Below are 22186 nucleotides of genomic sequence, written 5' to 3'. Positions count from 1 at the left end.
CACTACGTGGCATTTTAAAACAGGAGCTTCCTGCTGAAGCAGAAAGTCCTTACCCCCGCTTACAGAAGCGGGGGGGACTTCCCTGATGAGGTTAAAAAAAGCAGCATCAAGGGCGAGAACTCATGTGAAGGTTGGTATGTTGATGAAACTATAGGAAAAAACCTCCCGGTGTTAATCTTTCATACAATCCCAAGGAGGTTCCAAATATACATAATTATAAGTATCATTTCATTCACAAGTTACTTAGGAATGATTTCATGGTGATATCTTTATTACATATTTATTTAAACTTTACATATTCATTGTATGGCTTTCGATAACCTCTGACTTTAAAGCTTGTTGTATCCATCTTTCCCATCGTAATCATTAATACTGGAACTTCATTTTCAGGAATATCAAAAATATTTTTTACTTTCTCAGAATCAAAATATATCATCGGACACGTATCCCAGCCTTTATCTTTTGCTAATAATAAAAATAACATGGAAGAAATTGAGGCATTACGAATAGCTTCATCGTGCTGGAAGGAAGCGCCTCCACTTTCGTGAAGTTCATTAATTGTATTCAATATATCATCATATTCTTTATCATCAATAATTTTAAGGAATTTTGAAGCTTCATAGATTTGTGAAGCATCTTTAAAAGCTTTTTTATCACCTGTCACAATGATTGTTGCTGATGAAGTTAGTACTTTATATTGTTTATAAGAAGCTTCATATAATTCTTTAATCGTTTCTTCTGTTTCACCTACATAATAATGGGTATGTTGTAAGTTAAAGCAGGAAGGCGCTTGCGATAAATCATTAAATATCGCTTCAAAATCTTCTCTCGGCACTTTTATTCCTTTAAGAAATTTATTGGCAGACCTTCGTTCTCGTACTACTTCTAAAAATTCTCCCATTTTTAACCACCTTTCAAAAGCTATAATAGCTCTGTTCATTTTTATGTAATTTTAACCATCTTCTTATATTAATACATATTTCGACAGAAAACAATATCAAAAGTGAGTATAAACATATTCCTTCTTTATCTCTTCACTATAATTTTCCTCTCGTCAAAGCGGATATTTGCAATCCGCTTACGCTACCAGCTCTACCTCATTACCACTACGTGCATTTTAAAACAGGAGCTTCCTGCTGAAGCAGGAAGTCCTTAACCCCGCTTACAGAAGCGGGGGACTTCCCTGATGAGGTTAAATTATAAATTGTATTCTAATCTGAGATTCATTTTTGTATCAGTTTTCGTATGTTTTCGAAACTTTACAATCAAATATTAATAAGATATAATAGACATCAGTAAACGGAATTTGAGCTAATGGGGGTCGTTATGGCAACAATTAAAGATATAGCAGCAAAATTAGGTGTATCAATAAGTACCGTATCAAAAGGCCTGCATGGGGCAAGTGATATTAGTGAGGAAATGCGTCAACAGGTACTAGATACCGCAATCATGTTAGGATATGTTGTAAAAGAGAAAAAATCCCAAGATAACCATAAAGTTTGCATTATGGTTGAGAATATGGATTATGAAAATATCAACCAATTCGGATATGAATTAATTACGGGATTTAAACTAATGGCACAAGAACAACATTATCAAGTCGATATAATCCCAATGGATGTTTATACGCAGACGCAGCAATCCTATGATACTTATATGAAACAACAAGCATTCAGTGGCGCATTCTTTCTTGGTTTTGAAATGACTGATGCTTATATGCAGCAATTAAAGCATACCACTATTCCTACTGTCCTATTTGATAATTACATTTCAAATAAACATGTTGCATATATTGGTACGGACAACCACATCGGCACAAAATCCTTAGTAAACTATCTCTATAAAAATGGCCATAAAAAAATCGCGTTATTAAATGGTTCCAAAAACAGTTATGTATCCAACTTGCGTTATGAAGGTTTCCTTGCTGCTATGAAAGATGTTGGATTAGAAATCGATAAAAATCTAATTGGCTATGGTATCAGTTTCTTACCCGAGACCGCAAGTTCCTATATTCCAAAGTTTATAGAAAATGGAGCTACTGCAATTGTATGTGCCAGCGATCTTATTGCCGCAGGTGCTATTAATGAAATTTATAAGCTCGGGTTAAGAGTGCCAGAGGATATCAGTATCACTGGATTTGATGATCTTCCAATTGCAAAGTATCTAGCTCCTCCACTAACAACCATTCGTCAGGAGCGTTTTACACTCGGAAAAACTGCATTTACACTACTATCTCAATTAATATCCGCAGTACCAGTTAGTACAATGCTTTTCCACTCAGAATTAGTAATAAGAGAATCCGTATGTAAGGTAAAGTAAATTACCCTAATATATAAATGAACCCCCATGGCACAATTCATCAAACATGCATGGGGGTTTTATTTATGATAAGAAAAGTTCACGGATCGTGCTTATTCTTGATATAACATCTATACTGTTTTATAATTACTAATTATTCTTTCTAATTCCATTATCTCGGTTTGCTTTAAACTTTGATTATTTAAGTATTCCACTAAAAATGTATTTAAAGACCCATTAAATAATTTATCTAATAGCACCTTTGTTTCCGTACGTTGAACGGTTCGTTTGGAGATAGCTGCTTTACATAGGAATCCAGGTTCTTCTCGGATAATTGCTCCTTTCTCAATTAAACGTTTTATTACGGTATAGGTAGTATTCTTTTCCCAACCGACATATTCTTTGATTATTTTTGCAATATCCTTCGCTGCCAGTACTTTATTAGACCACAAAAGTTCCATGATATTAAGTTCACCTTCATGTAATCTTATTTCTCCCATATTTTGCTTCTCCTCACAAGCATCTTTGTATTTGATGCTTATTTTCTACAATTTATAGTTCTCATAAGCTTATTCTACTATGGTAGATGGTAATAACTACCATCATTCTACCGAATTAGAATTAATTTGTCAATCTATCTTATAAGCAAAACATCGCATAATATGGCAAATGTTTCACTTGATTTGAGTATTCATAATTACGATTCGAAATCTTAATTGAATAAGGAATATCATGTGCAGTACGAAAAATACTTACACTTTTTGATCTTGTATTTTCATTTGTCTTTATCTCAAGCGGTATCACACCGTCGGAGTTTTGAATTAAGAAGTCAATCTTAGCTTGACTATTCGACTCCCAAAAATTCGGAAGATATCCTCTTGCTATAAGACTTTGCATAATATAGTTATCTAAAATTGTCTTTTCAATCATTTCATTTTGATTATCTAAATAAAGAGAATTTTTTCGGATTAGGGTATTCAGTATTCCCACATCCGCAACGTAAAGCTTAAATTGTAACGCTTCTGGACTTATGGTAATACCTTCTGTTTTGTCGTATGTACCTTTTGAACATTTGTACACTAAAGAATTAGTCACAAGATATTGAATCACATCTTTATAGTGAGCATAAGTTGCTCCTTTTCGTATCAAACGATACTGAAATTTTTTATTTTCCTTTAATAATTGTTCGACCATAACAGAACAGACTTGACTAAGCTTTAAGGCATCACTTTCCGAATGTTTTTCCTTAGCAGAAGCTAGTAAGGATAGATAAATACGTTGATGAATTTCAGCAACATTGTTCGTATTTTCCATAGTGATATAATCATTCACTGCTGCTGGCATTCCACCAACAAGAAGATAATCTTCAAAAATTGTTAGAAGTTCCTTATGCACAATTTCTGGAATCTTACGATTGGTCTGATAATGCCCTTTGATTACTTCAGCATACCATTCATCTCCACTGGCTACTAAAAATTCATCAAATTCCATTGGATAAAGAGTAAAACTGTCAAAAAACTTATCGTCAACCTCAATAAATTCACTCGATAATACTAGTATTGGAACGTTATTTCCTGTAACTTTAGTTTCTGAAACTTTAGTTCCCGTAACTGGTGTTCCTGGAACACTTGTAACATTCATTAAGTAATGATTAAGCGCTTCCATTGCTTCTTTGCAAAAGGTAATTTCATCAAGTATGATTAATAGATTTCCTGATAATTCTAAAGGGATTTCATAATACTGATATAATAGTTCAATAATATTTAATTCATTTTCAATAGAATAAGCAGCCTTTTGAAATAGATTGCAAACAGCTGCATTAGTTTCAAAGTTAACATAGAGATTGCCTTCGTAGAAGGATTTTGCAAAATCAAGTGCTAAGAAGGTCTTACCGACACCTTTGATGCCGGTAATCCACATTGATTTTCTTGAATTTTGCTCTTTCCATGTAATTAATTTTTTAATCGCATTGCGTTTCACTTAGTTACACCTCAATTTTTCAATCAATTGCTCAAAGTATTCGGGCAATGGGGCTTCAAATTCCATATATTCCTGTGTTGTTGGATGAAGGAATCCTAAAACTCTAGCATGTAAAGCTTGCCCTTCAAGATGAAATTTATCTTTCTCCGGTCCATACACATCATCACCTAATAAAGGGTGATGTATACTTGCCATATGAACACGGATTTGGTGAGTACGTCCTGTTTTTAATGAACATTCGATATGAGCATAACCTTGGTTGTGAGCATAACCATGGTTGAAATTCTCCAGTACACGATAATTCGTGATAGCATTCTTCCCGTTCTTTTGGTTGATTGCCATCTTCTTTCGATCGATTGGATGTCTTCCAATAGGCGCATCTACTGTTCCTTCTGTTTGTTTAAAGGAATTATAGACAATCGCTTCGTATTTTCTTGTAATGGAATGTACCTTTAATTGTTCTGCTATTGATTGGTGAGATTTATCATTTTTACAAACAACCAATACTCCAGTGGTATTCATATCAATACGATGAACAATCCCTGGCCTCATTACTCCATTTATACCGGATAGTCTATCCTTACAATGATAAAGTAGTGCATTTACCAAGGTACCAGAATAATGACCTGCCGCCGGATGAACAACTAATCCTTTTGGTTTATTTATTACGATAATATCCTCATCTTCATATAAAATATCAAGGGGAATATTTTCTGCTGCTATCTCTAATGATACGGGTTCAGGAACTTCATAAGTAAGTATATCCCCTTCTTTTAAGCGGTAATTTGCCTTAATCACATCACCATTGATCTTCACAAGGGAATCCTTTATTAACTTCTGAACATAAGAACGAGAACAGCCTTCCTCCAGTTCTGCAAGAAAACTATCAATGCGTTCATCCTCATACTCACTGTCAATACAGCATGTTTTAATATTATTCTCCATTCTATATCCTCTTAACTTAACTTCTTTTTAACATCTATACTTTTACTTAACTTCTTTAACAATTATTTTTTTACTTAACTTCTTTTAACATCTATTCTTTTACCTAACTTCTTTTAACAACTATTCTTTTACGTAACTTTTTTTAACATCTATTCTTTTATGAACTTAATTAACTTTCTACCATTACGCTCAGTCTACTCATGTACTTTTTTCTTACTAAAGAACGAAAAATCATCGTCTTTATAATAAAATAAAAGCAATATTGCAAACAAGACTGTTGAACATGTGATATAGATGTCAGCAACATTAAATACTGGAAAATCGATTAACTCAAAATAAATAAAGTCAATGACATGACCATATAAAATTCGATCAATCAAATTATTTCCTGCAGCACCAGCAGCTATAAACACTAAGATATAACGTATTGCATTATATTTTTTAGTTCTTGGTAATTTAAAAAATAAAAAAACCATAACGATGACAGCAACTACAGTTATAAATGTCAAAAGGTATGCTTTGCCACTAAAGATTCCCCAAGCTGCTCCATCATTCTCGTGATAGATTAACCTAAGAGTTTTTGGTATTATGACAAGCGAATCCCCATCCGCAAATTGTAACTTTGCAAAATATTTTGTAATCTGATCAAGGATAAGCAGAATCACAAACAAAATACCGTATTTAATATAAGTTTTTTTTGATAATAAAATCTCCTGTTCCATCCTAAAGTTACCTTTCTTTCATTATGAACTCAATTGCCCTAATAAGCTCTTCCGTCGTTATTGTAGTATCAATAACTGCTTCTCCAATACGACGTAATAGTATGAATTTGATTTGACCTGCATCCATTTTTTTATCACGGCTTAATGCTTCTAAAATATTTGCTATCTCTAATTTTTGTACTCTGGTTGGTAGTTTAAATGCTTCTATTGTGGATAAGATATCCTCATGTTCTTCTTTCGTCAAGTATCCTCTCTCATAGGATAGATAAGACGCAGCAGCCATACCAATTGCTACACATTCTCCATGTAATAAGGTAAATTCCATCCATTTTTCTACTGCATGTCCAATGGTATGTCCAAAATTAAGCCATGCTCTTTCGTTTTGCTCATGAGGATCAATTTCTACCACTGAACGTTTTATCTCGCAGCTTCGACCTACCATTTTTCGCAGTACTGTAACGTCTTTTGCTATAATCAGATTCCTATTCTCTTTTAGCCACTCATAGTAAGCTATATCCTGAATTAATCCATGTTTTATGATTTCTCCCATACCTGAAAGAAAAATACGGTCATCGATTGTTTTTAGACATTCTAAATTCATATAAACACAGGAAGGCATATAAAATGCTCCTACCATATTCTTATAGGCTTTAAAATCAACTCCCGTTTTTCCTCCTATACTGGAATCAACCATTGCCAAAAGAGAAGTAGGTACCTGTAAAAACCTTATTCCTCTTAGATAGGTTGCAGCAGTATAACCAGTCAAATCACCCACTACACCCCCACCAAGTGCTAATAAAACATCTTTACGATCGAAACTCTCCCTGATTAAATACTCATATAAATTCTGCACAGTCTCAAGATTTTTATTATCCTCACCTGCTGGAAAAACGAAAGATACCACCTTACCGACATGATCTTTACAAAGCTCCTCCAATTGCTTAAGATAACACAGAGCAACATTATTGTCTGTAACTATACATATTTTTCTATTTTTTAATTCAAGGGAATTGATTTCTTCTACTAAATCCATAAAAGAATCGTTTAGAACAATATCATAGCATGGTTCCCCTTCATACTTTACTTCTAATCTATCGTATAAATCAAGCATGGCAAATTTCCTCCTTAATCTTCGTCATCCTCTAGATTAATAAAGGAAAACTCTTCCTGCTGATCTTCTACAGGTTCTGAATGAGAGTAGGTTACTTTCATTAACTCATTATATTCCTCTAAAGAGATTTCTTCACTTGACGCACTGACTTGCTCCAAAGCCTCCGTATAGTCTTTCTCTGTATTCTGATATTGCTTCTTTGAATGTTTATTATTATTAAAATTGTGATTTTTATTTCCAAGTGAATTAGCTTGCCAATTCGTCTTGTTTACATTGTGATTCTTATTATTTGAATTATAATTATTATTGTCATTATGATTATTATTTGTATTCTGATTATTATTTATATGATGATTCTTATTTCCATTTCTATCGTCATATTTATTACTCTTAGTTGCTACTGGAGGTATTTGCTTCTTGTCCGTATTATTTTCTGACGCAATCTCTATTTTTCCTGACTCATTATATTTATCAACATTATCAGCCTTTGTAACATTCGCATCTTTTTTATTTAGAGAAACAAAGGTCTCAATTTTTGCGAGACTGATATCAAAACATTCGCTTTGTAATAGCTCTATTTGAGCAGCTGCTAAATTTTTAAATTGCAATTTATATTTTTCATACTGCTGCAATAAACCGATTGTTTGAGCATGTAAATGTTCCAATTCATTTTTAGCGTCAGCAACAATAAGCTGTGCCCTTGTCCTAGCCTCATTTTCAATATTTTTTGCAGTGACTTGTGCCTGTGCCTTTGTATCTTCTGCTGTTTTTTCTGCAAGCACTAAGGCTTTTTGTAACGTTTTTTCAATTGTTTTGTAGTACTGAATTCCTTCTGTTAAGACTGAGATCTTGTCTTTCATTTCCATATTCTCACGGTAAATCTGCTCGTAACTTAACAATACCTCACGTAAGAAAGAGTCCACATCCTTCTTATCATACCCAAGTCCACCGGATTTGAAGGTTTTACTTTGAATTTCTATTGGTGTAATCATATCCTATTCCTCCTATTGGTATATAGATAATGTTGCGTATATCCTGCCTTTTTTTGAGATACCACCTTGTTCTTTCACCTTGAATTTACCATATCCTCGTACGGATACAATGTCATCAGGTTTTAACATATAACTATTGGAAGTTACCAATCTTGCATTGACAAATACCTTTTCGCCAGCAATTAACCCAGTAATACTACTTCTTGAAGTACGAAAAGCTAATGCAATAAGGGAATCCAAACGAAAAGAAGCAACGCTACCGGTTACTTCTTTAAAAGATATTGTGGCTTGTACTTCATCTGATTTTATCACTTCAACACGAACGATATTGTGTCTTACTTTGCTAAGGTTAGTATTAATAAATTCACTTAACCGAGAATCACAGTAACAATAAGCCTCTTTTCCTCTCACTAAAATGTCTCCAAGTTTGGAACGTTCAATACCGACGTTAAGAATAGCTCCCAAATAATCTCTATGATCGAGTTCCCCTGCAAATTTTTCACTTGCTGGATAGATTCTAAGACATTGAATTGGATAATCGTTTTTTCCCTCTGCTTGCAAAGAGATATTTCCATGCTCTTTTATTAGGTCTCCATGAAAACAAATACGAACCCTTTCCGCACCCTCATATCCACCATACACCGAGTAAGCTAGCAAGGGTAATTCTTTCTCCATACTATGAAATATACTGATTTCATTTATATTTAAGAAATCAGTATACACACATATCTCCTTATGATAAGCACTTTTCGCTGATTCTGAAATAATCTTACGAAAAAGAAGCTCTTCTTTCTCTAAATTCATGTAATCTCCATTCCGCCGCCACCTGAGAATTTGATTCATAGCACAAATTACGTGTTACACTTGAAATCATGCCCGATCAGTAGGCTGTGTGAATTCACACGTATCGCATTGAATTCTAATTATTTGTAAAAAGAAATTACAATTATGCTCCGATTAACTGCTGTAAATAAGACAAGATAAGAAAAGCAATAATCGGTGATAAATCTGTAATAGCAGTAAAAAAACTGGAATGACTTAATAGAATTTTTACTGGATTTAAGATTGGGTCTAGTATAAATTTCAGCGGTTTTTTTATAAATGAAATTAAGAACATATCAACGAAAATCTGTATTAATAAAAAGACTTGCAAAATACTGAAAAATATCGAAAAAGACTTCGTTAATATTATATTTATAGGCACCATTCTAAAAATCCTTATTAAGTGTTGGAACTTCAAAACCGTTTTGGCGAATCAAATCCAAATAATCCCCCGAAATATCTACAGAATCCGGAGAAATAATAAAAATATAACTTGAAATCTGGTGTAATTTGCCATTTAAAGCATACACTGCTCCAGAAATAAAATCCATCACACGCTGAGCAAGGTCTACATCAAATCCCTCTAAGTTGATAACCGCAGCACGTCCCGATAATAACATATCACAGATATCCTGAGAATCCTCAAAACTAGTAGGCTTCATAATGCATACTTCTAAGCCCTTTTGAGGGTTTCTAATAGGAACTACCTTACTAACATTGTTCTTTTCCATCCGCTGGGAACGCTCTTTTCTTAAATCTGCAAAATCTGATGTTCCGGTCGCTGCAGAGAGTTTTGACGAACTACTTGTTGCAGCTTCTTCAGAGAAAACAGGTCTTTGAGACGAAAATGTTTTCTTCTCCTGTTTCACAGCTTGTCTCTGTTCTTGTCTTTCTGTCTTTCTACGTTCTTTTTCCTCTAGTTCGCTTACGTAATCATCATAATCATCTAAATCATCATCATCTGTCAGCTTTAAGGAATCCAAAATATTTTTAAATAAATTTGCCATAGCACAATCTCCTAATCTTATTTACTCGCTATAATTGCGCTCCCCAAAGATACCGGTTCCTACGCGAACCATGGTAGAGCCTTCTTCTATTGCTACCTCATAGTCACCGGTCATTCCCATCGAAAGTATTTTCATAAATACATTATCAATGTTTTTTTCATTGATGTCAACATATAATTGGTGCATTTTTTTAAAATAGGTTCTATTTTCCTCTGGATTTTCTGTATAAGGTGCCACTGTCATTAAACCTTTGACACGTATCGAGGACAAGCTTGAAATCTCGCGAATTAGCGCCTCAGCCTCGCTCGGTTTGACACCAAATTTCGATTCTTCGTCAGCAATATTTATCTCAATCAATATATCGACCAAGACTCCTTTTTTCTTAGCATCGATATCAATCTGCTCTGCCAAACGATAGGAATCCACAGAGTGTATTAACGTTACTTTATCCACGATATATTTCACTTTATTTCTCTGCAAATGACCTATCATATGCCATTTTATCTCGTGAGATGAATTAATATCATGATAAGAATTGTTTAATTGTGTTATAGATGACTTAGGTTGATTGTAATTATCATGAAAGGACTTTACATTTTCATTTTTGCAATCATTACTTAGTTGTATCTGTGTGAAAAATCTAGATTTTTCACACTTATCACATAACTCCTGGACTTTATTTTCTCCAAATTCTCTTAACCCAGCATGATAAGCTTCTATTAACATCTCAATCGGTTTCGTCTTACTAACTGCAATTAATATAACTTCCTCTTTTGATCGGTTGCTTCGCTTACAAGCCGCCTCAATCTTTTGTAATACATTAGTTATATTTTCTTGTATCATAGAAGCCTCCATTCTATCTTACTTATTTTGTTAGCTTGTATCAAAGAAGCCTCAACCATCGAATTATCTGTATGCTTTAATATATTACTGCAGATTCTATCACATTCGTTGCATCTAGTGCAATATGGTCATATACAGACAGTCCTCGCTTCGTACCTTTTTTTATAATCACATACTCATCGTTTTCGGACAATCGTTCAATACGTCTAAAAACGGCATACCCCTTATTGACGTTATAAACTCCTTCCAATTTACCTACCAAACTAATTCGGAATCTATCCGTAGTTTTATCCGATAGAATATAATCGTTAATTCCAAAGGTTTCTTTGTCGACATAACCATAAGTTTCATCTTCATAGTATATTTCGCATGCTGTAAATTGTGGTTCTAATGCTTTTGTTGTTTCATTATATACTTCACGAACTAAGCCAAGCTCGCCAGAGTCACCACCATTGGTAAAATACTCTATTGGAACCATATAAAATTCCTTTTCCGTAATGGCTGACTTTGGTATTTTTAATCCTGACTCTGCTTTTAACTGTATCTCTATCTCTAGAAATCTTTCCCTTAAATATCTTGTAACATACTTATCTAATGCAATATTTAGAAACCACGATTCTCCTTTTTGATATACTGTAAATGGTGCTCTCATTTGAAATTGATCTAGCATTATCGTAAAAGTAATTGTCTTCCTATCTTGTAATTGGCTCGCTAATTCTGCAGAAATAGGTGCAACAATGTTCCAATGATCTTCTGTCAATAGTTTATATACATTTTGATTATTTTCAATGATTTCTCCGGTACGCAAATTCTTTCTTTCATATTGTTCCATGTTAAATGTTGTTTCTGATACATTGTCTGCCAATAAGCCATCAAGAGTATCAGAATAATAAGAAATAATTCCTGTCTCTGGAGCTTTCACAACACCAAAATTTGAGCTTAAGCCAGTACTGTTAATAATCTCCTGCATGTTAGAAAGCAAATTAACATCCAAAATATTACGTATACTAGCTGATATCTCATCTTTAAAATTATAAACATCTGAATAATTGCTATCTTGATACGTATATTTGAATTTTGCAATATCTTTACGTATACTGGCTGCATCCATCTTAGAAAATTTTATTCCACCTGTCGTATCCGTTAGTTTTTCATAAATCTTCTTACTTTCATCAATAGAATAGATTGTAGCATCCTTTGCAACTCTGGCGCCTTCACGAAAGTAGTAATTCACGTAACCAGATCGATCTGTAGTAACCATCTTTTCTTCTCTAATTATCACACCCTGTACAATATTCTCCTGAGATAGTGGCTGCTCTGAAACCTCATAAATCGAAATCTGAGGTTTCGATAAATAAAAATAAACATTTAACACTGTATAAATTAAGATTATTATGAAAATGATAACACCTATATTAATCGATCTTCTTTTTTTAAATTTGACTACCTTTGAATTCTCTTGCATAATAACCTCTTTTATTTTTCTATTTTATTCCACTGGTTGTTTGCATAAAAAACCATGGATTGTTTACACTACCATTAACTAGAACACATAGGAGGTGTAAAATATGAAAGTTATTGATTATATTGCTCTAGTTCTTGTTATTATCGGTGCAGTCAACTGGGGGTTAATTGGATTTTTCCAGTTTGATTTAGTACGATTCATATTTGGTAATATGACCATTATAGCTCGCACCATATATGCATTAGTCGGTATATCCGGTTTATATGCTTTAAGCTATTTTGGTAGATTAAAAAATGACGATATGTAATCATGTTACAAAATGAGGAATTTAACTACCTCATAATTACGAATAAGCGCTTTCGTAAATTGTTGCACTAAATAACAAAACAATCATAATGACTGTACAGTCTTAAAGATTGAATAGTCTACCGACTGAACAGTCTAGTGACTGAACAGTCTACGACTGGAGTAAAAAGAATATTTCATAAAGGAAGCGGTTTTACACGATAGTACGGAGTATTTATTCCGTAATTGAAGTGCAAAACCGCTTTTTTTGGAGAAAATTTTACAATTTAAAGAGCTACAATCACGTTCTGTTTCTTAGTGTCAGGCAAATCGTTTTCACTAATGGAGATGCTGATGATAAAGTCAACTTGGTATTTTGTTGATATCATCTCTATCTTATCAAGTACACCATCGATATCTTCTAGGCTTGTACATGCTATTTTCATAAAACTGTCTAGATAAATTTTTTGCAGATCATGATTGGCTGCAATCAGACCACACACAAATCCTATAAATTCTTTCGGAGTTTCAATACAATAATCTCTTACGTTAATCAAACGTATTTTGTTATTGAGTTCATACATAATCTTATTGCTCTTATCAAGATAAATTACATTCCCTTTCACGGCCTCAATTTCTGAGTTTGCCTTATCAATTAGAATTTTTGTCTTACCTTTACCTTTTGCACCTACAATAATCTGTATCATCGCAATCTCCTCCTTTACATTATAAACGATTTCTTGCTTACTCATATTATAGTATAAACGAAATGAAAAAACAATGCTAATTTGCATAAGAATTCCATTTTTTCATTTTTAATTATCTGACAACTAATGTCGAACAAAGGAGATAAAAGAACTTATTCCATCTCTAAAAGGTGAGCATGTTGATTATATAAACTCGTTTTCCCTGCAGCTTTAAAAACTGAACTAATATACGCTTTTCCTTCCGCTGAGGTACTGTAAAGAATCAAACAATCTCCCGCATCACCGGTACTTCCAGTTTTTCCACCAAACACTGTAACTCCTTCCGGAGTCTCTTTCGTACCAAGTAAAAACATATTTGTGGTCTCATAAGATTTTCTACGAAGCTTTCCGTCCTTGTCTGTAATGGAAGCCTCATAGTTTTGCTGTTTTATAATCGGAACAAATTTCTCGTATTTTAAACATTCTTTAAAGATTAAGTACATATCATATGCTGTTGTATAATGATTCGGATCATGTAATCCATGAGGATTTGTAAAATGCGTATTGGTTGCCCCAATATTAGCAGCTTCCTCATTCATCTTTTTTACAAATTCTTCTTCAGAACCATACATATGCTCTGCGATTGCGATTGCTGCATCATTACCAGAGTAGACTAATAAACAATTCAAAAGAGTTTCCATTGAAACAACGTCACCAGCTTTAAAATTACATAGCTTAGCTCCATACGTGGTAACTCCTGCATTGTCTTTTTCTATCGTTACACTATCCTTTAGATTACCATACTTAAGTGCGATAAGTGCTGTCAACAATTTCGTTGTACTTGCTGGATAGATTCTATCGTATACATTTTTTGCAAATAATACTTGATGATCTGTATCATTAAACATGAATGCTGCAGTTGCTGGAATTGCTGGATCTTCCATGTGGTTTTGACTTTCTTCCACGACACTGTAATCTTTTGTTAGAAAATCCGCAGCTACAGCATCTACATAAGTTCCGATACTTTCATTTAATTTACCATCTGTACCGGAATATAGCATTAATACATCTGATTGTTTCGAACAGCCCGTAAGTAGCAAACTGATGCTTAAAACTAACACACCTATTTTCTTCAATTTGAACTCCAATCTGCCAATTCTATACTGTTGTATTTTGACTCTATACCCATGCATATTCAATCTGCTTGCAGATTGAATACTGCTTAAATAAGAAGTTAAACTATTTTCCCTTGAATATATCGCGCCAATCCAAATCGCCACGATCCAAAGCTTTAATCAAAAGCTCAGCTGTAGCTAGATTGGTCGCAAGTGGAATATTATGTGTGTCACAAAGATGGACAACAGTCATAATATCTGGTTCGTGTGATTTTGGAGTTAAAGGATCACGTAAAAAGATAACCATATCAATTTCGTTATGCTCTATTTGTGCTCCCATCTGCTGTTCACCACCTAAATGACCTGCTAAATATTTATGAACATTTAAGTTTGTTACCTCTTCAATTAATCTACCTGTGGTTCCTGTCGCATATAATTGATGTTTTGACAAAATACCACGGTACGCTATACAGAAGTTCTGCATCAATTTCTTTTTCGCATCGTGTGCTATCATTCCAATATTCACGTTCCTACCTCCTCTTTTATGCTATAGTGATAATGTCTCCCTTTGTGGTAACATTCTTTTATTTTGAAGACTTACATTAAGTAATACGCCTACCATCAGCATATTTCCTAATAAAGCACTTAATCCCGAGCTAACAAATGGCAACGGAATTCCGGTATTCGGTAATAATGAAGTTACAACTCCAATATTAACAAAAAGCTGAAACATCGTCAATGATGCAATACCAGAAGCAATTAACATTCCCATAAAATCTTTCGCCATTCGAGCAATTTTTAATGCTTTATAGATAAAAATCATTAGTAATACTATGACTATCATGCTTCCGACAAAACCAAATGCTTCTGCAATCGCAGTGAAGATAAAGTCACTCTCTATAACTGGTACTTTTGCAGATTTTAGCGTAGCATCAGCATCTGCTAACAACTTGCCAGAGACACCACCAGCACGAATACACTTAGCAGCATTTACCTGTTGATAAGCCAGCTGCGGAAACATCTCTGGATGTAGCATAGCTAAGATACGATCTCTTTGGTAAGGTGTAAGAATCACTTGGTAATCTTGCTGAACGTACCAAAAGAACGCGATAAAACTTGGTATCCCAATCGCCAATGTTGGCAAAATTATTTTGTAGCTAAGCCCTGCCATATAAAACATACATAAAAATGTTGCTAAAAGTACAATACTTACTGATAAATCCGGCTGAATAAAGATTAAGCTAATTGGTAATACCATTAGAATTAACGCTAGCAAAATGATCGATGCTTTATTAATTTGCCGCCTTACGATGTCAAAAAACTTTGCTAAGAATATGATCATTATGATTCTGGTTAACTCAGAAGGCTGTACCTCAATGCCGCCGATTAAAATCCATCTTTGTGCCAAATAATGTGATTTACCAAGTGGAGTAAATTTTGTGATTACAAGTAAAGCTAAATTAATAATGTAAAGCGGAATAAAGAACTTGGCAACAAAGTGGTAGTCTATTAAAGAGACAACCACCGCAACAATTAAACCAACTGCATAACCAATGATTTGCTTTTCAAATTGTCTTTCATTCGCATCTTGTAAACGCCTGATCAACACCATACCAATAACACCAAGTATCGATATGACAGCTAGTAATGATACCTGATAATGCTTTAGATCATATTCCTCAAAATTAAATATTGATTTGAACAAAGTTTTAAACATGAATTTATTTCCTTACTTACTGTGCTTTAGGTCTTTGATCGGAATATTGGCAAATAACGCTGGTACATTTCCGTTATTACCTTCTGATTCCGTCTGAGTTATTTTGATATCCAGACCATCTTGGTCTATCACTATATATTTTGATATTACAGCGATAATATCGTTTTTAATCTGTTCCATAATTTCAGGAGAACAACCAGCGCGATCAGACACTAAGACAAGTTTTAACCTGTCTTTCGCGACACTTCCCGATGCTTTCTTCTTAAAAAAATCCATTAAAGCCATTAGATTATCCTCCTTAGTTTTTCTTAAACAGTTTACTAAAGAACCCCTGCTTGGAATTTAAGTCAAGATATGGTACCTCTTCTCCAGTAATACGGCGGCAAATGTTCATATATGCCTTACCTGCTGAAGAATCAGAACCAACCAAAGGCTCTCCCTGATTTGTTGAAATGACAATATTCTCATCATCTGGTACAACACCAATTAAATCAATCGCTAGAATTTCCACGACATCTTCGCTTGACATCATGTCTCCTCGTTTCACCATATCCATACGAAGACGGTTTACGATGAGCTCTGTCTTCTTCATCTCATTTGCTTCCAACAATCCAATGATTCTGTCTGCATCACGCACAGCAGAAACCTCTGGAGTTGTGACTACTAATGCTCTGTCAGCGCCAGCGATGGCATTTTGAAATCCTTGCTCAATACCAGCAGGACAGTCCATTAATATGTAATCAAATTCAGCTCGTAATTCATCGGATAACTTTCTCATCTGTTCCGGTGTTACTGAGGACTTATCTCTTGTTTGTGCAGATGGTAGTAAATAAAGATTAGGGTAACGCTTGTCTTTAATTAATGCTTGCTTAATACGGCAATTTCCCTCAATAACATCAACTAAGTTATAGACAATACGATTTTCAAGACCCATGACAACATCTAAATTTCTTAATCCGATATCGGTGTCGATTAATACAACTTTTTTATCAAGCTTTGCAAGTCCTGTTCCCACATTTGCTGTTGTTGTAGTTTTACCAACTCCACCCTTACCGGATGTTACAACGATTACTTCTCCCATTCTGATTCCTCCAGACATATGATTTAAAATTACATGTAGTGTATATTACATGTAGTAAGTAAAAATAAATTCCCCTATAAACGAATATCATTAAGGACTTTCTTATTCAAAGGTTCAATATATATATTACCTTCTTCTAAAAATGCAATCTTAGTTTCCCTCGCTTCCTCCTTCGATGGATGATCTGGTGCTCTCGCAATAATATCTGCAATTCTAATCTGTCCTGGATTCATATCTAAAGACAATACAAACGCGTTTTCATTTCCTGAAGCACCAGCAAAAGCTGTCCCTTTTAAGGCTCCTAGTACAATAATATTCCCTTTACTTACCACGCTTGCACCTGGATTTACATCTCCGATTATAATAACACTTGTTTCAGTCTCTAATACTTGTCCAGATCTTAAGTTTCCTTTATAGAATTGCCCCGTGGCATTGGAGAGCTCTAAGAGCTTATCCTCCAATGCCTTGGCAAATACTTTATCTCTTTCCTCATCATTGTCAATCACACATACCACGTGAAGATCTGAGCTTATTGCAATCGTATCTAAGATTTCCCGTTCCTCAGTATCCGTTAATTTTCGTCCTTCGAAACTAATGGCCATCTTTGCATTTCCTAAAAATTTTCTTGAGTCTTCAAATTTGACTTTGATATCATCTAACAACTTAGAAAACTCCAACTCTTTATCGAGTACAACCACAATACCATGTTTATTTCCTTTGATAATGACTGAATTATTCATACAATCACCAATTATACAAGCATAAGCATTATGCTTTGCATATTCCTTTATGCTTTGCATATCCTTTCTATGGTCTATCCTAGTCAGACACCTTAATGTTTGTTGCGGAGCCTGCAGTAATATCTCCATTTAAGAGAGCTTCTTTATTCTCGCCATTAAAATAATATCCCAATACTTCACGACCCATCTTTGCAGCATTTGCAGAAGAATAACCATTCGGAATAATACAGGTAATACTGATTTCAGGATTCTCATATGGTGCATATCCTATAAATAGAGCATGGTTAGGTTTTGTTTTACTAACCTGTGCTGTACCAGTTTTACCTGCCACAGTTACCCCTAGGTTCCCATAAATACGGTCTAAGGAGCTAGCAGAGGAGTTAACCACAAGATACATACCTCTTTGTACCATATTCCATTGTTCATCTGTGAATTCAGTAATCTTATTATAAATGCTTGCCTGATTTTCATAAACCATTTTATGATCCTTTGTTTCAACCTTATCTAATAAAGTAAGATTAAAGCATGTTCCACGATTTGCAAGAGTCGTTACATAACGAGAAATCTGTGTTGGAGTAAAATTATGATAATATCCAATGGCTGTACGAATCGCATCGGTATTCGATATCTCAGGCTTTGATTCCTCTACTTCTACCCCAGATACATCGCCAAATCCAAACATCTGCGCGTATTTATTAATCTTTTCAAGTCCAATCGCATCCTTATAAACACCTTTATCATCTTTTGACATACGATTTGCAGTCTCATAAAAGAAGTAGTTACAAGAATGCTGAATTGCTTGAGATGCATCGAGTGTACCATGCGAGCTTGGGTATTTCCAACATTTTGGTGAAGGAACGATTTCTTCAAAAATACCTCTGTCAGTTATTCTAGTAGACGTATTAATAACCTTCTCACCAAATCCAGCAAAAGTCATCAATGGTTTAAAGGTAGAACCTGTCGTTGTTTTCGACATCGTCGGACGATTAATTAATGGAGTTGCCTTATCCTCTAATAACTTACTGTAGTAATTCCAGTCAATTTTATTGGCTAGATAGTTATTATCATAGGAAGGATAGGTAACCATTGCTAGGACATCACCGGATTTTGCATCGGTAACTACAAGGGAACCGCTACAAGGTTCAAGAGCCAACTGTCCAGGTGTAATTTCGAGATTTCTGATCTTTGTTGTAATGAAGTCATAAGCAGAAAGACTTCCACTATTTAATCTCGAATAATCATTCTCATTATATTCTAACACATCTTGGTCAAATAATAAAAGACAAATTTCCCTTCCGGTTAACTTTTTCGAAAAGACAAGAGTTCGGTAAATCTTCTTCTCAAATTCCTTGTCATCCACTAATAAATTCATAGCATAATCTTTTAGCTTTTCATATAGTTCATCTGTTCTATAGTATTCTGTACCTACACCAAGTTTAGATAAATCAACCCAGTTTTGAGTAATAGCATACTGTAAAAACTTACTAAGGCTAAGTTTATTATCCTTATAATTTAGATATTGCGTATCTTCTTTGTTAATCTTAGAAGATAAGATGATACCAACTTGACTGGAAGAAAGTTTAGAGTATACATATTGTAGATACTCCTCCATCTCTGCTCCTGCTGCACTGTTAGTAACCGTACTGTCAATCTTTAATAAATCATTTAAGCTATTAAAGATTCCCTCTCGCTTGTCTAAAAACTTCTGGTACACACTTTTTTCTAAGTCTGTTGCATCTTCCTCTCTAAAATGAGCGATATCAACCACATTATTATATAATAATGCATTATAAACTTCATAGATTGGCACTTTTATCTTTGCAGCGTTCACTCCTTTTCCGCCATAATCCATCTCTGGAGTAATAACGGATAGTAAAATTTCTGCAATGTTTTTCTCTAAGATATGATAACTTGCAACTTGAAGGTCACGATCTATCGTGAGATAAACATCATTACCGGAAACAGGTTGTTTTGTAACTTTTGTGTCGAGTTCCTTACCGCTATCATTTAAGGTTATGGTTGATTCCCCTTTGGTACCAACCAGGTAGCTTTCCATCTCTTTTTCTATACCAGTTTTTCCTACAACGTCTGTTTCTTCATAGATTTTTTCGTTTTCATTTAACTTTTCCAATTCCGTAGAATTGATGAGACCGGTATACCCTAAGATATGTGCAAAATAAACACTGTCATTGTATACTCGAGAAGTTTCTAATTTCACTTCAACCCCAGGCATATCTGCCAAGTTTTCCTTCACAGCCGCTACAGTTTCTTTATCTACGTTTGAAGCTAAAGTAAGATCATAACTTGGATCATTAATCAACATTTGATAACGCACCGTCATAATCTTTAAGGCATCCTCTAAAGAATATTCATCGGAGATTCGAAACATCGGTGATCCACTTACACCATTCTTTAGGAAATCAAATACCTCCTGCGCGGTTGCATTTTTCTCTTCCTCTTCCATCTTACTAATACTCGGTTTACAAAACGCATTCTTTTTAAAACGTAATAATTGATCACCAGAAATATCAAACGCTAATTCACCGTTTTCATTAATAATAATATTAAAATTTAATTCAATATCATATCCATATTTCTCAAGCAACTTAATTAACTTATGAATCATCGCATTTTTCTCTGCGTTTGTTCCCATTAGACCACTGTTTCTAATAACAATAGAATAGCTAGGTTCATTATAAGCTAGTAATTTTCCATTTCTATCATAGATGTTTCCACGAGTAGCTTTTATTTGTCTTGAATCATTATTTAAATATTCCTGTTTTTCGGCGATTGCTGTACCCTCTACAATCTGCATCACAAACACTTGATAGATTAAAACAGCAAACATTCCCATAAAAATTAAGTTAATAGGAATCATACGAGAAGAAAATAATTTCTTTAGCTTATCAAGCAAAACATCAAGCACTATGATCCCTCCTTATTGCTTAACTTGGTTAAACCCAAATGTATCATATGAAAAAGCTTATAAAATACGATACCAACAAGTACAGTATATATTACTCTTGGTAACATAATTCGATAAGCATAAAATCCTAAATTTAGTCTACCACGTAATAAAAATTCCGCTATATAGTAGAAGAAACAGTATACAAATTCACTTGCAGCGATTAAAAGCACAGGAATTGTGTAATCCTCTTTGTCATAAATCTTATTTGCATAGCCATTAAAATATCCGATGAACATATAAAGGATTCCATAGAGACCAATCACATCACCAATGGAGCAGTCTAATAAAAGTCCGCAAACCAAACCAGTAAACAGACCAGAAAAGATACCTCTGGTATACGCTACGGTTACCACTAGAATCAACAATAAATCCGGAACGACACCCGCAAGTTGAAAAGACGGAAACACTGCGCTCTGAAGTAAAAAGCATATTAAGATTTGTATTAAGGTTACCAAAACTCGTATCACGTCTTACCCCTACCTTAATTAAAAAAGGATCACTCTCCCTTTTCTAATTTTTCCTTTAATGTTGTTATAATTAATACTTCCTCCAGATGTTCAAAATCAACTGCTGGACGAAGATATCCTGATTTCGCCATATTACTGGAATCCACCTTAATATCGTAAGCATAACCAATTAAGATACCCTGTAAATATTTATTACTAATATGAGAAGTAACTACTTCATAACCATCCTTGATATCTGCATTCATACTGATTGCCTCAACGCGAATTACTCCATCATCTAATAACTGAAGATCACCTTTTACATCACAGGTGTCTGAAGTCTTTAAAAACATACCACTGACATAGCTGGCATCGTCAATAATCGAACGTACTTTGGCATAATTTACACCAACCTCTGTTACGATTCCAACCAAACCATTTCCAGCAAGCACATTCATATCTACCTTTATTCCATCTTTTGATCCCTTATCAATTGTAAATACGTTATAAAAGCTATTGGAGTCTCTGGAGATAACTCTTGCAGCAACTTTTGGATAATCTGCATATTTCTGATCTACTTCGTAAAGTCTTCGAAGTCCATCAAGCTCATATCGATCCTGAATCAAAATACTATTCTCTACTTTTAGAGCTTCGTTTTGACTTTTTAACTTCTCGTTCTCCTCCATTAAATCTCTCATATTTGCTAATGTATCTAATTTATCAGATAAGAAACTACCCAACGTATTAATCCCTTTTTGCATCGGGGTAACAACGCCCCCAACCGCAGTTTTTACAGGGCTTAATAAGGTTTCATATCGAAATGATAAGAAAATCAATATCAGGCATACCGCTGTACAAAAAGTCAGCACATGTTTGGGCTGAATTGAAATCTTAGGCGTTTTCCTTCTCATTCTTTACCATTAACCCCTTTTCCTGCGCATGATTTTGCGCATAATAAGCTTT

Annotated in this window: 23 protein-coding genes; 2 read left to right on the top strand and 21 right to left on the bottom strand. The window is 34.3% G+C overall.

The genetic code is table 11. The features are described from left to right. Window positions 1-280: 280 nt before the first annotated feature. A complete protein-coding gene (locus RTP52_RS12600; RefSeq protein WP_312371756.1) occupies window positions 281-901 on the bottom strand; it encodes a nitroreductase family protein in 621 nt (206 codons plus the stop codon). Window positions 902-1326: 425 nt separating this feature from the next. Here RTP52_RS12600 and RTP52_RS12595 point away from each other — a divergent pair, with 425 nt between their 5' ends. Further along, window positions 1327-2319 (top strand): LacI family DNA-binding transcriptional regulator, encoded by a 993-nt coding sequence (locus RTP52_RS12595; RefSeq protein ID WP_312100315.1) that lies wholly within the window; start codon window positions 1327-1329, stop codon window positions 2317-2319. A gap of 110 nt (window positions 2320-2429) precedes the next feature. Here RTP52_RS12595 and RTP52_RS12590 read toward each other — a convergent pair whose 3' ends face one another. From RTP52_RS12590 to RTP52_RS12545, 10 genes are all read right to left on the bottom strand, one after another. Beyond that, entirely contained in the window at window positions 2430-2798 is a 369-nt protein-coding gene (locus RTP52_RS12590; RefSeq protein WP_312100316.1) for a BlaI/MecI/CopY family transcriptional regulator, read from the bottom strand. 139 nt (window positions 2799-2937) lie between these two features. Next, on the bottom strand, window positions 2938-4278 hold the full coding sequence (locus RTP52_RS12585; RefSeq protein WP_312371753.1) for an ATP-binding protein: 1341 nt from the start codon (window positions 4276-4278) through the stop codon (window positions 2938-2940). Next, window positions 4279-5223 (bottom strand): RluA family pseudouridine synthase, encoded by a 945-nt coding sequence (locus RTP52_RS12580; RefSeq protein WP_312100319.1) that lies wholly within the window; start codon window positions 5221-5223, stop codon window positions 4279-4281. A gap of 194 nt (window positions 5224-5417) precedes the next feature. After that, entirely contained in the window at window positions 5418-5945 is a 528-nt protein-coding gene (lspA, locus tag RTP52_RS12575; RefSeq protein ID WP_312100320.1) for a signal peptidase II, read from the bottom strand. 7 nt (window positions 5946-5952) lie between these two features. After that, window positions 5953-7056 (bottom strand): 3-dehydroquinate synthase, encoded by a 1104-nt coding sequence (gene aroB, locus RTP52_RS12570; RefSeq protein WP_312371750.1) that lies wholly within the window; start codon window positions 7054-7056, stop codon window positions 5953-5955. Window positions 7057-7070: 14 nt separating this feature from the next. Continuing rightward, the gene (locus tag RTP52_RS12565; protein ID WP_312100323.1) at window positions 7071-8048 is read right to left on the bottom strand and encodes a DivIVA domain-containing protein; all 978 of its coding nucleotides are present in this window, start codon (window positions 8046-8048) and stop codon (window positions 7071-7073) included. Between the two features lie 12 nt (window positions 8049-8060). Continuing rightward, window positions 8061-8852 carry a YlmH family RNA-binding protein gene (locus RTP52_RS12560; RefSeq protein ID WP_312100325.1) on the bottom strand — a complete coding sequence of 264 codons (792 nt, stop codon included), beginning with the start codon at window positions 8850-8852 and terminating at the stop codon, window positions 8061-8063. A gap of 404 nt (window positions 8853-9256) precedes the next feature. After that, window positions 9257-9877, bottom strand: a complete 621-nt coding sequence (locus RTP52_RS12555; protein WP_312100326.1) for a cell division protein SepF — start codon at window positions 9875-9877, stop codon at window positions 9257-9259. A 21-nt stretch (window positions 9878-9898) separates the two neighbouring features. After that, the gene (locus RTP52_RS12550; RefSeq protein WP_312371748.1) at window positions 9899-10720 is read right to left on the bottom strand and encodes a YggS family pyridoxal phosphate-dependent enzyme; all 822 of its coding nucleotides are present in this window, start codon (window positions 10718-10720) and stop codon (window positions 9899-9901) included. A 76-nt stretch (window positions 10721-10796) separates the two neighbouring features. Beyond that, a complete protein-coding gene (locus RTP52_RS12545; protein WP_312371746.1) occupies window positions 10797-12185 on the bottom strand; it encodes an HlyD family efflux transporter periplasmic adaptor subunit in 1389 nt (462 codons plus the stop codon). Between the two features lie 103 nt (window positions 12186-12288). Between RTP52_RS12545 and RTP52_RS12540 the strand changes: the two genes are divergently transcribed. Continuing rightward, complete coding sequence (locus RTP52_RS12540) at window positions 12289-12492, top strand: DUF378 domain-containing protein (protein ID WP_312100330.1); 204 nt, start codon at window positions 12289-12291, stop codon at window positions 12490-12492. Window positions 12493-12757: 265 nt separating this feature from the next. Here RTP52_RS12540 and RTP52_RS12535 read toward each other — a convergent pair whose 3' ends face one another. The 10 genes from RTP52_RS12535 to mreC form a co-directional block, all read right to left on the bottom strand. Beyond that, window positions 12758-13177: a twitching motility protein PilT gene (locus tag RTP52_RS12535; RefSeq protein ID WP_312100331.1), complete on the bottom strand. Its 420-nt coding sequence runs from the start codon at window positions 13175-13177 to the stop codon at window positions 12758-12760. A gap of 152 nt (window positions 13178-13329) precedes the next feature. After that, window positions 13330-14292, bottom strand: coding sequence for a D-alanyl-D-alanine carboxypeptidase family protein (locus RTP52_RS12530; RefSeq protein WP_312100333.1), 963 nt, complete (start codon window positions 14290-14292; stop codon window positions 13330-13332). A gap of 103 nt (window positions 14293-14395) precedes the next feature. After that, window positions 14396-14797, bottom strand: a complete 402-nt coding sequence (gene mgsA, locus RTP52_RS12525) for a methylglyoxal synthase (RefSeq protein WP_312100334.1) — start codon at window positions 14795-14797, stop codon at window positions 14396-14398. A 21-nt stretch (window positions 14798-14818) separates the two neighbouring features. Further along, complete coding sequence (locus RTP52_RS12520; protein WP_312100335.1) at window positions 14819-15988, bottom strand: FtsW/RodA/SpoVE family cell cycle protein; 1170 nt, start codon at window positions 15986-15988, stop codon at window positions 14819-14821. Window positions 15989-16000: 12 nt separating this feature from the next. After that, window positions 16001-16273, bottom strand: coding sequence for a cell division topological specificity factor MinE (gene minE, locus RTP52_RS12515; RefSeq protein WP_312100336.1), 273 nt, complete (start codon window positions 16271-16273; stop codon window positions 16001-16003). 13 nt (window positions 16274-16286) lie between these two features. Further along, window positions 16287-17069 carry a septum site-determining protein MinD gene (gene minD, locus RTP52_RS12510; protein WP_312100337.1) on the bottom strand — a complete coding sequence of 261 codons (783 nt, stop codon included), beginning with the start codon at window positions 17067-17069 and terminating at the stop codon, window positions 16287-16289. Window positions 17070-17143: 74 nt separating this feature from the next. After that, entirely contained in the window at window positions 17144-17938 is a 795-nt protein-coding gene (gene minC / locus RTP52_RS12505) for a septum site-determining protein MinC (protein ID WP_312100339.1), read from the bottom strand. Next, the gene (locus RTP52_RS12500) at window positions 17889-20735 is read right to left on the bottom strand and encodes a penicillin-binding transpeptidase domain-containing protein (RefSeq protein WP_312100340.1); all 2847 of its coding nucleotides are present in this window, start codon (window positions 20733-20735) and stop codon (window positions 17889-17891) included. Before RTP52_RS12500 ends, minC begins: the two co-directional genes overlap by 50 nt. Beyond that, a complete protein-coding gene (gene mreD / locus RTP52_RS12495; RefSeq protein WP_312371740.1) occupies window positions 20735-21244 on the bottom strand; it encodes a rod shape-determining protein MreD in 510 nt (169 codons plus the stop codon). Before mreD ends, RTP52_RS12500 begins: the two co-directional genes overlap by 1 nt. Before the next feature lie 29 nt (window positions 21245-21273). Further along, window positions 21274-22134: a rod shape-determining protein MreC gene (mreC, locus tag RTP52_RS12490; protein ID WP_312371737.1), complete on the bottom strand. Its 861-nt coding sequence runs from the start codon at window positions 22132-22134 to the stop codon at window positions 21274-21276. Between the last annotated feature and the right edge of the window lie 52 nt (window positions 22135-22186).

It is taken from the genome of Lachnoclostridium sp., from assembly GCF_031997925.1.
Taxonomy (GTDB): domain Bacteria; phylum Bacillota; class Clostridia; order Lachnospirales; family Lachnospiraceae; genus Lachnoclostridium.
The sequence above is the reverse complement of the archived record's forward strand: the minus strand, read 5'-3'. Positions and strand labels throughout refer to the sequence as shown.